Annotated in this window: 9 protein-coding genes; 1 reads left to right on the forward strand and 8 read right to left on the reverse strand. The window is 71.1% G+C overall.

Going from position 1 to position 14576, the window contains the following annotated elements; genetic code table 11:
- The 8 genes from QZW52_RS15135 to QZW52_RS15170 all read right to left on the reverse strand — a co-directional run.
- A partial coding sequence (locus QZW52_RS15135; RefSeq protein ID WP_294000329.1) for a DUF4347 domain-containing protein occupies positions 1–3989 on the reverse strand: 3989 nt, incomplete at its 3' end.
- A gap of 20 nt (positions 3990–4009) precedes the next feature.
- A complete protein-coding gene (locus tag QZW52_RS15140; RefSeq protein WP_294000331.1) occupies positions 4010–4957 on the reverse strand; it encodes an efflux RND transporter periplasmic adaptor subunit in 948 nt (315 codons plus the stop codon).
- Complete coding sequence (locus tag QZW52_RS15145; protein ID WP_294000333.1) at positions 4918–6882, reverse strand: preprotein translocase subunit SecA; 1965 nt, start codon at positions 6880–6882, stop codon at positions 4918–4920. The genes QZW52_RS15140 and QZW52_RS15145 overlap by 40 nt, the downstream gene beginning before the upstream one ends.
- On the reverse strand, positions 6879–9047 hold the full coding sequence (locus tag QZW52_RS15150; protein ID WP_294000334.1) for a hypothetical protein: 2169 nt from the start codon (positions 9045–9047) through the stop codon (positions 6879–6881). Before QZW52_RS15150 ends, QZW52_RS15145 begins: the two co-directional genes overlap by 4 nt.
- A gap of 4 nt (positions 9048–9051) precedes the next feature.
- Positions 9052–10476, reverse strand: coding sequence for a GAF domain-containing protein (locus tag QZW52_RS15155; protein WP_294000335.1), 1425 nt, complete (start codon positions 10474–10476; stop codon positions 9052–9054).
- A 110-nt stretch (positions 10477–10586) separates the two neighbouring features.
- Positions 10587–11765, reverse strand: a complete 1179-nt coding sequence (locus tag QZW52_RS15160; RefSeq protein ID WP_294000337.1) for an alpha-hydroxy acid oxidase — start codon at positions 11763–11765, stop codon at positions 10587–10589.
- A 101-nt stretch (positions 11766–11866) separates the two neighbouring features.
- On the reverse strand, positions 11867–13018 hold the full coding sequence (locus tag QZW52_RS15165; protein ID WP_294000339.1) for an alpha-hydroxy acid oxidase: 1152 nt from the start codon (positions 13016–13018) through the stop codon (positions 11867–11869).
- 86 nt (positions 13019–13104) lie between these two features.
- Positions 13105–14043 (reverse strand): LysR substrate-binding domain-containing protein, encoded by a 939-nt coding sequence (locus tag QZW52_RS15170; protein WP_294000341.1) that lies wholly within the window; start codon positions 14041–14043, stop codon positions 13105–13107.
- A 199-nt stretch (positions 14044–14242) separates the two neighbouring features.
- On the opposite strand from QZW52_RS15170, the gene rpsL reads away from it, so the two are divergent.
- On the forward strand, positions 14243–14576 hold a 334-nt coding region (gene rpsL, locus QZW52_RS15175), incomplete at its 3' end, for a 30S ribosomal protein S12 (protein WP_294000343.1).

Consider the following 14576-nt stretch of genomic DNA (forward strand, 5'->3'; position numbering starts at 1 on the left):
CTGCCATCGGTCGATCTGGCCTGCACGGTCACGTTCTGGCTCAAGCCGGCTTCGGCGTCCAGCGCCCGCGCCACGGTCACGGTCCCGGTGCTGGCGTCGATCGCGAAGCGTCCGCCCGCGTCATCGATCAACGTGTACGCAACGGTGCTGTTGGTCACATCCGCGTCGCTCGCGGAGGCCGTGATGCCCACGCTGGATCCGATGGCCGCACTCTCCAGCACGGTGTTGGCGGCCGTGTCGGCATCGGTCGAGGGCGTCACATCGAACTCGTCGAGATCGCGCACCGCGATCACGTAGGTCTGCGTCTGGCTGCTGCCATCGCTGGAGGTGGCGCGCACGATGATGCGGTGGAGGGTGGCAGGTTCGGCGTTCAGCAGGCCGGCAACCGTGACCACGCCCGAGGCGCTGTGGATGGCGAAGCGCCCGCTGTCCGTGTCATCCAGCGTGTAGGTGACCGTGTTGTTGCTGGCGTCGGCGTCGGTGGCGCTGGCGGTCAGGCCCACCGTGGTGCCAAGGGTGGCGTTCTCATCGACCTCGTCGAGCGTGGCGTCGGTGTCCGTGACGGAGCTGATCGGGTATTCGTTCACGCCGACGACGGCGACCTGCAGCGCCTGCACACTGGCATGCACCCCATCGCTGACCTGGACATCGACGGCGTACAGGTTGTCGCGGCCGACATCGGCGGGATTCTCGAAGTCCGGCGCACTGAGGAAGCTGACGACCCCACTCGCACTGTCGATGCGGAACAGTGCCTGGTCGGCACCACCGACGATCGAGTAGACCAGTGCCGGGTGGCCCACGTCCGCGTCGGTGGCGGTGAAGGTCGTGACAGCGGCGCTGTTCTCGGCCACGGTCAATGTGCCGACGTTGCCACCGCCGTCCGAGGTGATGACCGGAGCCTGGGTGTTGAGCGGCGTGACCGTGACCACCAGGGTGCCGATGTCGCCGGGTCCGCTGGCCATCGCAGCCACCGCCACCGCCGGGGTCGTGCGGTTGTAGAGCTGCACGTCGTCGAGCGCACCGGCCAGGAAGCGGGTGCTGCTGAGGGTGGTGTTGGCACCGAGGAAGACCGCGCCGCTGGGGGCAATCGCGTCGCCGCCCTGGGTGAGGCTGCTGGCGCGCTGGATGCCGTCGATGTAGACCGCCGACCCGGCGCCGGTCTTCGTCGTCAGCGTGTACTGGTGCCACTGGTTGTCGGCCAGACCGGTGGCCGGGATGTCCAGCGCCGAGGTATTGGCGATGGCAAAGGCGTCATTGCCATCGACGAGCGACGTGCGCAGCACATCCTTGATGCCCGACGCCGTGGCAGTGGCGTCCTGGATGAAGTAGGTATTCAGGCTGTTCAGGGTGCCGGCGGCGCCGTGGGCGTACAGGTACTGGTAGCCCGTGCCGCTGTTGCTGGCGAGCTTGAACCAGTAGGACAGCGTGAACTCGCTGGTGTAGGTCACGCCGGACAGTCCGTAGCGGTCATCGACGCCATCGAACTGCAGTGCCTTGCCGTGGACGCCGGCCACCGAGGTCGGGTTGGTCGTGACAGCGACGGGCGTTTCGTCGAGCGGCCAGTAGTCCGTCAGGCCCTCGCTGTGGTCGATCACCCGGTATTGCAGGGTGTCGGTGCCGACGAAACCGGCGTTTGGCGTGTAGACGATCTGGCCGCTGGAGATCGCCGCCGTGCCGTGGGCAGGCTGCACGAGGTCGAGCACAGCGAGCAGCGGACCAATGCCGATCTGGTCATTGGCCAGCACATCCACCGTCACCGCTGTCTGGTAGACAGTGGTGACCGTGTCGTCCACCGCCACCACCTGGTCGGCCACGTTGGTGACGGTAACGCTCAGGGCCTGGGTGCCGCTGAGCAGACTGTCGCTGCTCTGCACCACCACCTCGTAGACGTTGTCGCCGTTGGCATCGCCGGGCAGCTCGAAGTCCGGCGCTGCGGTGAACCGCAAGGCGCCAGTCACGCTGTTGATGGAAAACTTCGCCTGATCGGCGCCGCCCGCGATGGAGTAGGCCAACGTCGGGGTCGGCCAGTCCGAATCGGTGGCGCCGACCGTGGTGACGGCGGTGGTGTTCTCGGCGACGGACACGGCTGCGGTGCCGAGGCCGCCGTTGGTGCTGATCACGGGCGGCGTGTTGGCGGGGGCGAAGCTGCGGGCGAAGACGCCGTCCTTGTCCACGGCCCCTTCCCCGCTCCAGGCCACGACGAACCGGTCCATGTCATGCACGGCAACCGACGCGGACAACTGGTCCTTGGCCGTGGTCTCGTTGATCTGGACGGCAACCCCACTCACGGCTTTAGAGGCACTGAGCTTGCGTGCGTAGACGCCCAGCTTGTCGCCGTCACCCGTCATCTGGTAGACCACGACGGCGCTGCCATTGGCGCCGATGCCGATGGACGCACTGGTGGCATCCCCGGAAGCAATCGACTGCCGGACTTCCATGACAGAACCAAACACGGTCGCCTGGGTACAGACCCAGAGACCGATGTTGGCGACATCCTTGCGGTACACGCCGATGAAGTTGCCGGCAGCGTCGATCGCGATGGCAGGCAAGGAACCAGTTCCTCCCCCAAGGTTGGTGTCCATCTGGACCTGGCTGCCAGACGCCACGCCCGCGCTGTCGAACCGCTGGCAGTACACGTGGTCTGCCCCCGCCCACGCCACCACGAACTGCCCGCTGGCATTCATCGCGACAGCCGGATCATGTTCTCCACTCAGATTTCCTGGCGCGGTCACCAGTTGGTCCACGGTGTCGATCGCCGTGCCGTTTTGAGCAAACCGGCGGAAGAAGACCGATTGGCCATCGACACCATCCCCTTCCCAGGCCACCACCACGTCCCCATTGGTGGTGTTCATGCCGATCACGGCATTGGATTGCGAACCCGTGGCGTAGGCGTTGGCGCGGATCTCGCCCGTCAGTGCCGTGCCATTGGCGTCGAAGCGGCGGAAGTAGACGCTGGAGGACGTGCCATCCTGGTTGCTGCTCGACCAGACGACCGCGAATTTGCCCGCACTGTCGCCGACGATGCGGGCGTTCTGCTGCTGATCGGCGGTGGTGGTGTTGACCCGGATTTCACCTGTCAACGGCGTGCCATCGAAGGCGAAGCGGCGGGCATAGACCCCCCTGCCCCCCCCGTCCTGACCGCTACTGGTCCAGACGACGGTGTAGTTGCCCGCCGCATCCATGGCCACGGTTTGCTGGCTGCCGCGGGTTTCGGTGGTGGTGGTCTGCGAACCTGCGGTGGTGGTGTTGACCGCGATCTCGCCGCTCAAGGTGCCGACCCAGGCTTGCTGGGTGGCGGTGTCGAGCGCGACGCTGGACTCGATCTGCCCGGTGTGCTGCTCCAGCACCCAGTCACCACCGAGCGCCGTGGCACCGGTCAGGTCGTCGCTGGCCGCCACGTCCGCGCCGGTGAGCGCCGCCAGTCCTTCGATCAGGAACACCCCGCCCGCGCCGTCGGCCACGTCGCAGCCGTAGACCATCAGATCGGCCTGCCCGCTGAGCGCACGGCCCCAGCCGGCGATCTCGCCCGCGCGCCGCAGCAGGCTGTCGGCGTCGAGCGTCGCCGATCCGAGCTGCACGGCGCCCGCCCGCCCGTGGCTGAAGACATGGACCGCGTCAAAGCGCACGCCCTCGGACGCCCGCTCGGCCAGCGTCTGGCCGATGCAGTCCAGGCCGTCTTCGGCGTCCGTGAAGGTGACGATCTCGATCAGGCGGCCGTGTTCCCGCTGCGCCTGCAGTCCGCTGACCAGCGTGCCCGCGTCCGGCACGCCCAGGTCCACGAAGGCGATTTCCACTGCCGTTGCCGTTGCCGTGGTGGCGGTCGTCTGCAGCCGCAGCTCCTGCGTCAGTCCCAGCTCGGCACCCGCGGCGCCCACCACACCCGCCACCGCCGCCAGATCAGCCGAGTAGAGGATGCGCGGCTCCAGCGTTTCCAGCAGGACGCGAGAACGGGCGCGGGAACGGACTGGGGCGGCGGTGGGCAGGCGCATGAACAAGTCGGGTAGCGTGTTCAGAGACTGCCGCGTGCCGGCAGCGACGTGGCGGACAGGCCCGGCTCATCGACCTTGCAGCGCGCGCCGGCCGGCAGGCGGTTGCCCGGATTGGGCAGTGACAGCCGCACGCGGAAGGTGTTGCTGGCCGCGTCGATGATCTTGTCCACGTGGGTCACGCGCGCCGCCATCGACACCGCGCCCGGCAGCTCCGGCACCACCGACAGCGTGTGGTTGACCTCCACGCTGCCCCAGCGGCTGGCCGGCATGACGATCTCCACCCGCAGCGGATCGAGCATCGCCAGCCGCAGCAGCGGCTTGTCCTCGACCCGCTCGCCGGCGTTGACGAAGCGTTCGACCACCACGCCGCGGAACGGGCTGCGCACGGTGCGCTGGCCGAGCTGGGCCTGCACGATGCGCAGCTCCTGCTGGCTCACCGTCTGCTGGCCACGGGCCTGCTGCAGCTTCTGGTCGGCCACGTCGCGTTCGGCGCGGGCCTGTTCCACCGCCTGAGAGGAGACGAACCCTTCACTCACCAGCTCGACCGCCCGGGCATGGCGCTGGTGTGCGAGCACGAGGTTGGCCTTGGCCGCGTAGACATCGGCTTCGATGGCGCTGCGGGCCTGGGCGGCGTTCAGTCCCGCCTGTTCGACATCCGAGCGCAGCACGACCAGCGCCTGCCCCGCCTGCACGAGGGTGCCGTTGTCCACCGAAATCTCCGCCACCACGCCGACCACGGGCGAGCCGATGTCGGCCACCCGCTCCGGGCTGATGAGGCAGCCCAGCGTGGGCTTGGCCGTGCGCGGCGTGACCGGTGCGGGCGCGGACGCGGCGGGCGACACCGGCAGCGTGACCGAGGCGGGTGGCGCGGCCACGGCGGCGACCAGCGGGGCCAGCAGCCCCAACAGGGCCGGGAAGGCCAGCACGCTCAGGCGTGCAAGTGCGTGAAATCGAGTTGTGTCTGCCATGTCTTGTCCTGCTCCAGCAAGCGGCGCCGTTGCCGCATCCCCTGGTGTTCGTGCGCGCCTTGCAGCCATCCGCACCACATCCGCACCACCGCCGCCGGCACCGCCAGCGCACCCTGCCCGTCTTGTTGTCGGCGCCGCATCCAACCGACTGAAGCTCCACCGCTTTGCCAGATCGAGACATCCAGCGCAGACCAGACCTCCGCGCTGCCCGGATCGCCCTGGCGGGCGGCGCGGCCGACGAGCTGGCGGTCCAGCCGCGCCGAGGGGTTGTCCTGGCAGCACAGGACGTGCAGCCCGCCGCGGGCCACCACGCCTGCGCCGAGTTCGATGTCCGTGCCACGCCCGGCCATGCGGGTGGCCACGGTGACGCTGCCGGCCTGGCCAGCCATCGCGACGACCGCGGCCTCGTCGGCATCGTGCTGCGCGTCGAGCACCTGGTGGTCCACGCCGGCTGCGGTCAGCAAGCCGGACAACCCCTGCGCCTCGGCCACGGTGTCCACGCCGACCAGCACCGGGCGGCCTTGCGCGAGCAGCACCTGTACCCGGGCCGACACCGCCTCGGCCCGCGCCCGCCCGGTCGCGAACACCCGCGGCGCGGCCACCACCCGCTGCGACGGACACCGCAGCGGCACCGCGACGATGCGCCGGCCATAGACCGCGCGCAGCTCGGCGCGGCACTCGGCCAGCGTGCCGCTGATGCCCGACAGCCGCAGGTAGCCGAGGAAGAACCGCTGGTAGCTGGTCTGCGCGCTGGTGCGGGTGGGGGGTGTCACGGGACAGCCCTCCTTCAGCTCGACCAGCGTCTGCAACCCGCGCGCCCAGACCCGCCCCGGCGCCGCCCGACCCGTCACCGCATCCAGCAACTCGACCCGGGCCTCGCGCACCAGGTAATGCCGGTCGCGCACCAGCCCGTGCAGTGCCACCAGCGCGGCGCCGACCAGATCCTGCCGGTGCCGGCGGTTCAGCCAGGCCCCGCCCAGGCCGGCGGCCATCGACTCCAGCCGCTCGGTGCCGGTGTCGGTCCAGTGGACGGTCAGGCGTTCGGCATCCAGGTGGAAGTCCTCGCCAGCGGTCAGGCGCCGGGCCAGCATCAGCGCCTGGAAGCAGGCGGCGCGGTGGGCGGGGTCGTCCTGCGCCTCGGCCAGCACGAGGGGCATCGTGGCCTCGTCGATCAGCAGGCTGTCGGCCTCATCGACGATGGCCATGCACAGCCCGCGCAGCAGCAGCGGCGGTGGTGCGTCCCCCGCCAGCCGGGAGGCACAGCGTTGCAGGGCGCTGCCCTGCGCCGTCAGGTGGGCGCGGTCGCGCAGGTGGTCGAAGGCGATCTCGCGGGCCGTGGCGTAGGTCAGGTCGCAGGCATAGGCGGCGCGGCGTTCGTCCGGCGAGGTGCCGCCCAGCACGACGCCGGTGCGCAGGCCCAGCGCGCCGTAGAGGTGGCCGAGCTGCGCGGCGTCGCGGGCGGCGAGGTAGTCGTTGGCGGTCATCACATGCACCGGCACCCCCGCCAGCGCCGCCACCGCCGCCGCCAGTCCGGCCGCCAGCGTCTTGCCTTCGCCGGTGGCCATCTCGGCCAGGTGGTCGTCGAGCAATGCCTCGGCGCAGACGAGCTGGGTGTCGTAGGGATTGCGGCCGAGCACCCGCTGCGCCACCGCCGCCACGCAGCCCAGCGCCCGCACCCGCTGCGCACCGCCAAAGCCGTCGCGCGCCAGCCGCCCGCGCAGGCGGCGCAGGTGGGCGCGGAATTCCAGCTCGCTCAGGGCCGCCCAGCGCCCCTGCTGCGCCCGGATGGCGGCGATGCGCTGCACCGGGTCGGACGCAGGGTCGGCCGTCCGCCGCCACCCGCCGAACCAAGGGGCACGCGGTGCCTCCTGGCGCATCGGATAGTCGCCGAGCAGCGGGCCGGGACGGGGCATGGCGATGCTCATGAGGCGGGATCCAGGTGGTGGAGCAGTTGCTGTTGCAGCACCCGCGCCGCCTGCCAGGCCAGCGGTGCGCGGTCCTGCTCGAAGCGCACCCAGGCACGGGCACCAATGCGCTCGCCGGTGGCGCGCTCCAGCCGCACATCGGCCTGGAGCACGGGCTGCGCCGGCTTCAGGCCCTGCGGATCGGCGGGATCGGTCGGGATGCCTCCGCCGTGGCGCTCGCCCAGCGCGGCGCTCGGCAGCGGCGCGCCACCGCCGGACGGCGTGCCGACCAGGGTGCCGCGCTGGGGCGGTGTGTCGGCGCCAACCAGCCAGACCGCCACCGGCCCCCGGTGGGCGGTGATGGCCGCGGCGTCCGCCTGCGCCACCACGACGCGCACGAGTCCCGGCTCGCCCGTCTCGACATGCCCCAGCAAGGCCCCCCGCGCCAGCCAGCGGTCCGGCAGGTCGCGGGTGCTGGTGCCGGTGAAGTGGAACCGGCCACCGACCTGCGCCCGCACGGTGAGCCCGGCGAGCTGTTCCTCGGTCTGCGCCAGATCGGCCTCGGCGGCCTGCAGCGCGTGGTCGGTGGCGACGAGCTGCGCCTTGTCGAGCCGCAGCGCCTGGAACCGCTCGGCCTGCAAGGCCGCGATGCGCCCGGCCAGCCGCTCGCGGTCGGCCAGCAGCGTGGGCGACTGCAGCCGCAGCAGCGGCGCGCCGGCCGGCACGGTCTGGCCATCCGCCACGAGCACGTCCTCGACGAAACCGGCTGTGCGCGCCCGCACCAGCGCGTCCTCCGGCGGCCACAGCACGCCCTGCGCCAGCGCCGCATCCGGCATCGGCACGGCCACCAGCGGCCCGCCCACCAGCAGCGCCAGCGCGGCGATCGCACCGGCCGCGCGCCGGCGCTCGGTCGGCGCCAGCGACCAGCCGGCCAGCCAGCGGGCCAGCGCCCGCAGCGGCTGGCCGAGCAGCGACCAGCCAAAGCCCAGCGCCGCCACCACCCCCAGCACCGGCGCCACCGACTCCAGCCACAGCACCACGCCGAGCGCCACGCTCCAGCGCATCACCAGTGCCGCCGGCGCATAGGCCCACAGCCATGGCGCTTCGCCCGGCAAGGGCACGACCGGCGGTTCCCCCGGAATCCGCAGCACGCCGGTGCGCAGCGCGTGCAGCCAGTGCGCCGCACTGCGCGGCGCGAGGTTCGGCAGATCGGCGAGGTCGCAGAGCAGGTGGTAGCCGTCGAAGCGCATCAGCGGATTGGCGTTCACCAGCAGCGACGACAACCCGCCGATCGCCACCACCACCAGCGCCAGATCGCGCAAGGCCCCCGGCTGCACCGCCAGCGCCACCACCAGCCCCAGCGCCACCAGCGTCAGCTCGACCACGATGCCCGCCGCGGCCACCACCGCGCGCTGCCAGCGGCTCGGCAAGGCCACCGCGGCGCCCGCGTCCACATACGGCACCGGCGTCCCCATCAACACCGTCACGCCCCACTGCGGCACGCGCGCGCCCGCACGCCGGATCGCCAGCCCGTGCCCCACCTCGTGCAGCACCTTCATCACCGGATAGGCCAGCCAGGCCCAGGCGAGCCAGCGCGGCGTGCCCAGGCCAGCGCGCAGTTGCGCGGACAACTCGGCGGCGTGCGGCCAGGCAGTCAGCAGCGCAGCGGCCATGCCCAGCAGCCAGAGCAGCAGCGCCAGCGGCGTGAAGAGCCAGCGCAGCGACTGGGCCAGCCGGCCGAGCCAGGCATCCGGACAGCCGAGCGGAAAGCGCCACGCGAGCAGCGACTGGCGCGGGGTGCCCCGGTCGGTGCGGTCACCGTGGCCCGCCGCCGCGCCGGGGGCCGAGGGCATGGCATCGAAATCGGGCGGGCGGTCGAAGCTCAACAGGCCGGACTGGTGCAGGCGGGCCAGCAGGCCGATCAGTTCGTCCTGCGTCGGCGCGTCGTCGCGCAGCGCGGCCAGCGTCATCTCCCACAGGCGCTGCAGCGTGTGGCGGCCGTCGCAGCGACCGATCACCACCCAGGCCGCGGCGTTCAGGCGCACGCTGCGGCTGCCATCCGGTCGGGTCAGCACCTGCCAGACGGCGCCGCGCACCGCCGTGCGCTGCACGGTCGCCTGCGCGTCCAGCAAGGGACGCAAGCCAGCCACGCGGAACCATTGGGCGCTGAGCAGCGGGGCGTCCATGCGGTCAGCCCCACCACGCCCAGAGCGCCAGCCGGGCGGATTCGACCAGCCGGCGTGTCCAGCGCCAGCCATTGGCGGCGCGGCCGGCGTCGATGCGGGCGTGGCCCTGGAGACCGGGCCGCAGATCGGCCGGGCGCTGCAGCAAGGCCGCCTCGACCTCGAACACATTGCGCCCGTCCACCGCCCGCGCCACCGGGCTGACGCGCGTCACCCGCAGTGGCAGCGCCTGCCACGGCAGCGCGGTGAGCGCCACCGTGCCGGTCTGGCCGAGGACGATCTGGGCGATGTCGCGCTCGTCCACCTCGACGATGACGCGGAAGCGGTCGCTCGGCGCCAGCGTCATCAGCGCGTCGCCCTGGCGCACCGGGGCGCCGAGCTGCTGGCTCAGATCGCCCTGGACGACGAGTCCGTCGAACGGCGCCACCAGCCGGCCGCGCTGCAGCCGGGCCTCGACCAGGTCCAACTGCGCCTGCGCCTCGTCGGCGCGGCTCTGGTTCTGCACGAGCTGGGCACGATCGGCGCGGGCATTGGCGGTGGCCCAGGCGTCCTGGTGCTGGGCGAGCTGGCTCTGCCAGCGCTGGCGTTCGAGCTGCAGGTCCTGGTCCGCCAGCTCCACCAGCACCTGCCCGGCCCGCACGCTGTCGCCGGGCCGGGCGTGGACCTGCTGCACGAAGCCGTCCGCCGGCACCGACAGCACGCGCTGCACGGCGCCTTCGAGCCGCGCCTGTCCGCCCAGGTACACCTCCGCCGGCCACGCCAGCACGGCCACCGCCAGCCCCGCCGCCGCCGCCAGCGGGACGCGCCGCCAGGGGGCGGTGCGGGTGGTCGCCGCCGTGCGCAGGCGCTGGTGCCATGGCCGCTCGCGGTCGCGCAGCAGCGCCAGCACCGGCGCGAGGCAACAGGCCAGTTGTTCCAGCACCGCCAGTTCCGCCGGATCGACCGGCACCCCGCCGTGCCGTTCGCAGCACAGCGCCCCCAGCACCGTTGCACGCGCCACCAGCGGCACGCCGACGACCGAATCGCCCCGCGACGGCACCAGCGCCCGGTGCGCCCGCGTGATGCGCGGCACACCCGACGGGCCACGCGGCTCCGGCCAGACCACGCCGGCCTGCTGATCGACCGTCTCGCCCAGGGCCGCCAGCAGCAGGGCCTGTGTCGGGGTGGCCGCCAGCGGGTCCGACCCGTCGGACACGGCGGCCAGCCGCAGCGTGCCGTGGTCCGCCAGGGCCATCGACACCCGGTCGAAGCCGAGGCGCTGTGCCCATGCGCGCACGAGGACGGTGCAGCCCGCGTCGAAGGTGGTGCAGTCCAGCAGCAGGGCCTGCAGTGCCAGCGCCGTGCGGCCGGCGGCCGGCACGCCGGTGGTGTCCGCCACGGCCAGGGATGCGGGCGGAACAACAGTGGCGACAGGGCGACTCAGTGCGGACATGGCGGGCGGACTCGCGGCAGGATTCCTGCGAGTCTGCTGCCGAAGCCATGGTGGTCAGCGGTGGAGAAAACCGGGTTTCGCTGCGCTGTTGGCAGCGCGGGCGGTGCCGCTCAGGTCGGGCAGGTCTCGGGCACCAGCACGCTGCGGTCAAGCGTCCCCACGCGCACATGGCCGCACATCGCCATCGACAGCTCCAGATCCTCCGACAGGATTTCCAGACAGCGTGTCACGCCCGCCTGGCCCTGTGCGGCGAGACCGTAGAGGTAGGCGCGGCCGATCAGCACGGCTTGTGCGCCGAGGGCCAGCGCCTTGAGCACGTCCTGCCCGCTGCGGATGCCGCTGTCCATCCAGACCTCGGTGCGCCCGCCCGGCACGGCGCGCACCGCCTCGACCATGCGCGGCAACGTGTCGATGGTGGTCGAGCTGCCGTCGAGCTGCCGGCCGCCGTGGTTGGAGACAACAATGGCGGCCACGCCCATCTCCGCGGCACGGCGGGCGTCGGTCGGGTCCATCAGCCCTTTCAGGATGAGCGGCCCGTCCCACTGGCGGCGCACCCACTCGATGTCGTCCCAGGTCAGGCTGCAATCGACTTCCAGGTCTTTCCAGTCCGACATCCTTGCGTTGCCGCTGGTCCCCGGTGCGTGGCCGGCCATGTTGCCGAAGCCGCGCCGCGGCGTCCTCAGCATGTCCCGGCACCAGCGCGGATGGGACACAAAGTCCAGCAGCATCCGCGGCCGGTACCACTGCTGCGCCGTGTTCAAGCCGTTGCGCACGTCCTTGTAGCGCCGGCCGAGCACGGGGGCGTCCAGCGTGAGGATCAGCGCCGAACAGCGTGCCGCCTTCGCCCGCTCGATCAGGCTGGCCGAGAAGCCCCGATCACGCAGCAAGTAGAGCTGGAACCAGAAGGGTTTCTGGGTGGCCGCGGCCACATCCTCGATCGAGCAAATGCTCATCGTGGACAGCGCGAAGGGCACACCGAAGGCTTCGGCAGCGCGTGCAGCGTGGATCTCGCCGTCCGGGTGCAGCATCCCGGCCAGCCCCGCCGGCCCGAGCGCCACCGGCAAGGCCACCGGCTGCCCCAGCATCGTCGAGCGCACATGGCGGCCGTCCAGGTTGACCGCCACGCGCTGGCAGAGGTGGATGTCGCGCAGCCGCTCGGTGTTGGCGCGGTAGGTGCCCTCGGTCCATGAACCCGCGTCCACGTAGTCGTAGAACATGCGCGGGATGCGGCGCTGCGCTTGGCAGCGCAGGTCTTCGATGGAGGTGGCAAAGGGCACGGACGGACTCACACGGACAAACGGAGCGGAACAGGATCGACTGCAGTCGATGCTACCGAGACGTTCAGCCTGTGTTCAGACCCCCGTGGGACTCAGCCGCCAGAAACCAATAGTTACCGCGGAATCGTGCCGGGGACGAGGATGCTGCGGTCCACCTGCACAAGCTGGGTGTGGCCGGTGAACGCCATCGTCACGTCGAGTTCCTTGTGCAGGATCTGCAGCGCCTTGGTGACACCCGCCTCGCCCATCGCGCCCAGACCGTAGACCATGGCACGGCCGATCATCGTGCCGCGCGCGCCGAGGGCCCACGCCTTGAGCACGTCCTGCCCGCTGCGGATGCCACCGTCCATCCAGACCTCGATCCGGCTGCCGACCGCCTCGGCGATGGCGGGCAGTGCGTCGATGCTGGCCTGCGCGCCGTCAAGCTGGCGGCCGCCGTGGTTGCTGACGACGATGGCGTCGGCGCCACTGGCCACGGCGAGCCGCGCATCCTCGACATCCTGGATCCCCTTGAGGATCAGCTTGCCGCCCCAGCGTTCCTTCACCCACGCCACGTCGGCCCACGACAGCCGCGGGTCGAACTGCTCGTTGGTCCACGCCGACAGCGAGCGCATGTCGCTGACACCCTTCACATGGCCGACGAGGTTGCGGAAGGTGTGGCGCTGCGTGCCGGCCATGCCCAGGCACCAGCGCGGCTTGGTCATCAGGTTGACGATGTTCTTGAGCGTCGGGCGCGGCGGGGCGGTCAGGCCGTTCTTGAGGTCTTTATGGCGCTGGCCGATCACCTGCAGGTCCAGCGTGAGCACCAGCGCGCTGCAGCGGGCGGCGCGGGCGCGCTCGATCATGCGGACCATCGCCTCGCGGTCGCGCATCATGTAGAGCTGGAACCAGAACGGCACGGTGGTGTGCTGGGCGATGTCCTCGATCGAGCAGATGCTCATCGTGGACAGCGTGAAGGGAATGCCGAACTTCTCGGCGGCGCGGGCAGCGTGGATCTCGCCATCGGCGTGCTGCATGCCCGTCAGGCCCACGGGTGCGATCGCCACCGGCATCTTGGCGTCGATGCCAATCATCTTCACCGCGGTGCTGCGGTTCTCCATGTTGACCGCCACGCGCTGGCGCAGCTTGATGCGCTGGAACGCCTGTTCGTTGTCGCGGTAGGTGCCCTCGGTCCACGAGCCGGAGTCGGCGTAGTCGTAGAACATGCGGGGCACGCGCTTTTCTGCGAGCTGGCGCAGGTCTTCGATGCAGGTGATGACGGTCATGGCGGCGGGTCTCCTCGTGGTCTGGCTCAGCGGCTCGGGCAGCGAAGATCGTAGGCCAGCACCGCACCGCCTGTGCGGAAGGATCGTCAGGTCGGGCGGGAAAGAAGTTCCTGCGCGGCCTCGTCCGCCAGCTCGGCCGCCATGGTGGCGAGCCAGTCGATGAAACCGAAGGCCGGCTCGTGCGCGCTGTGGGCCACGGCGTAATAGAGATGCGCCGGCCGCGCCGTGACACGAAACAGCGGCACCAGCGCCCCGCTGCGCAGCCAGTGCCGCGCCAGCGACGGCCGCGCCAGCGCCACGCCTTGCCCGCAGACGGCGGCTTCCAGCGTCAAGCCCAGGTCAACGAGGCGCGGGCCTTGCGTCGGTTCATGCCAGTCCAGCCCGGCGGCGCGGAACCACGGGGTCCACGGCTCCAGTGGCGTGCGCAACAGCGGCGCCTGCGCCAGATCGGCTGGCACCACGATCGGCCCCAGCCGCGCCAGCAACCCCGGCGAAGCCAGTGGCACCAGCACGTCGTCCATCAGCGGATCGACCCCGGCCGCCGCCGCGTCGCCGTTGCGGATCTCGACATCGGCGTCGGCCTGTCCGCCATCGATGTAGGGAATCGACAGCACGATCTCCAGCTCGACCTCGGGGTGCGCGTCGGTGTAGTCGGTCAGCGCGGGCACCAGGATCTGCCGGGCGAACGTCGGCGGTGAACTCACGCGCAGGCGCTGCACGCGCTGTGCCTGCCGCCGGTGCAAGGGCACTGCCGCCAGCAGGCCGAGGGCGGCGCGCACCTGCTCCAGGTACTCGCGGCCGGCGACGGTCAGGGCCAGGGTGCGCAGGCTGCGGTTGAACAGCGGCGTGCCGAGCAAGTCTTCGAGCGTGGCCACCCGCTTGGAGATGGCGCTGGCGGTCACGGACAGTTCATCGGCTGCGCGCTCGCAGGAGCCCAGCCGCGCCACCGCCTCGAACGCACGCAGGCCCTCGATCGAAGGGAACCGGACATCGGAAGGGTCGGTGGGAGCGGCAGGAGCGGGCATGTCCGGACTCTAGCGGAAGCCCCCCATGTCGCACCGCTGCCGCACCCGATGTCACTCCGCATTGCCCCTATTGCGCGAAGACGCGTACAATCGAAGGCTTTTCGGAAATTTCCGAGCGCATGGCAATGGCAAATCGCTGCACCGTGTGGTCATCGGAACGACCGGAAACATCGTAACTTCAAACGGGAACAAGTTACCCATGCCAACCATCAACCAGCTCGTGCGCCACGGCCGTGAGGTCGAAGTCACGAAGTCCAAGTCGCCTGCGATGCAGAATTGCCCGCAGCGCCGCGGTGTCTGCACCCGCGTCTACACCACGACCCCGAAAAAGCCGAACTCGGCCCTGCGGAAGGTCGCCAAGGTGCGCCTGACCAACGGTTTCGAGGTCATCTCGTACATCGGTGGCGAAGGCCACAACCTCCAGGAACACTCGGTCGTGCTCGTGCGCGGCGGTCGTGTGAAGGATCTGCCGGGTGTGCGTTACCACATCGTGCGCGGCTCCCTCGACCTGCAGGGCGTCAAGGACCGCAAGC

This window comes from Sphaerotilus sp., from assembly GCF_013299175.1.
Classification (GTDB): Bacteria; Pseudomonadota; Gammaproteobacteria; order Burkholderiales; family Burkholderiaceae_C; genus Sphaerotilus.

What these genes read in the sequence shown, in the direction of transcription:
- QZW52_RS15165 (WP_294000339.1), bottom strand. Translation starts at nt 13,018, where the DNA reads ATGACCGTCATCACCTGCATCGAAGACCTGCGCCAGCTCGCAGAAAAG.
- QZW52_RS15155 (WP_294000335.1), bottom strand. Translation starts at nt 10,476, where the DNA reads ATGTCCGCACTGAGTCGCCCTGTCGCCACTGTTGTTCCGCCCGCATCC.
- QZW52_RS15170 (WP_294000341.1), bottom strand. Translation starts at nt 14,043, where the DNA reads ATGCCCGCTCCTGCCGCTCCCACCGACCCTTCCGATGTCCGGTTCCCT.
- QZW52_RS15150 (WP_294000334.1), bottom strand. Translation starts at nt 9,047, where the DNA reads ATGGACGCCCCGCTGCTCAGCGCCCAATGGTTCCGCGTGGCTGGCTTG.
- QZW52_RS15145 (WP_294000333.1), bottom strand. Translation starts at nt 6,882, where the DNA reads ATGAGCATCGCCATGCCCCGTCCCGGCCCGCTGCTCGGCGACTATCCG.
- QZW52_RS15140 (WP_294000331.1), bottom strand. Translation starts at nt 4,957, where the DNA reads ATGGCAGACACAACTCGATTTCACGCACTTGCACGCCTGAGCGTGCTG.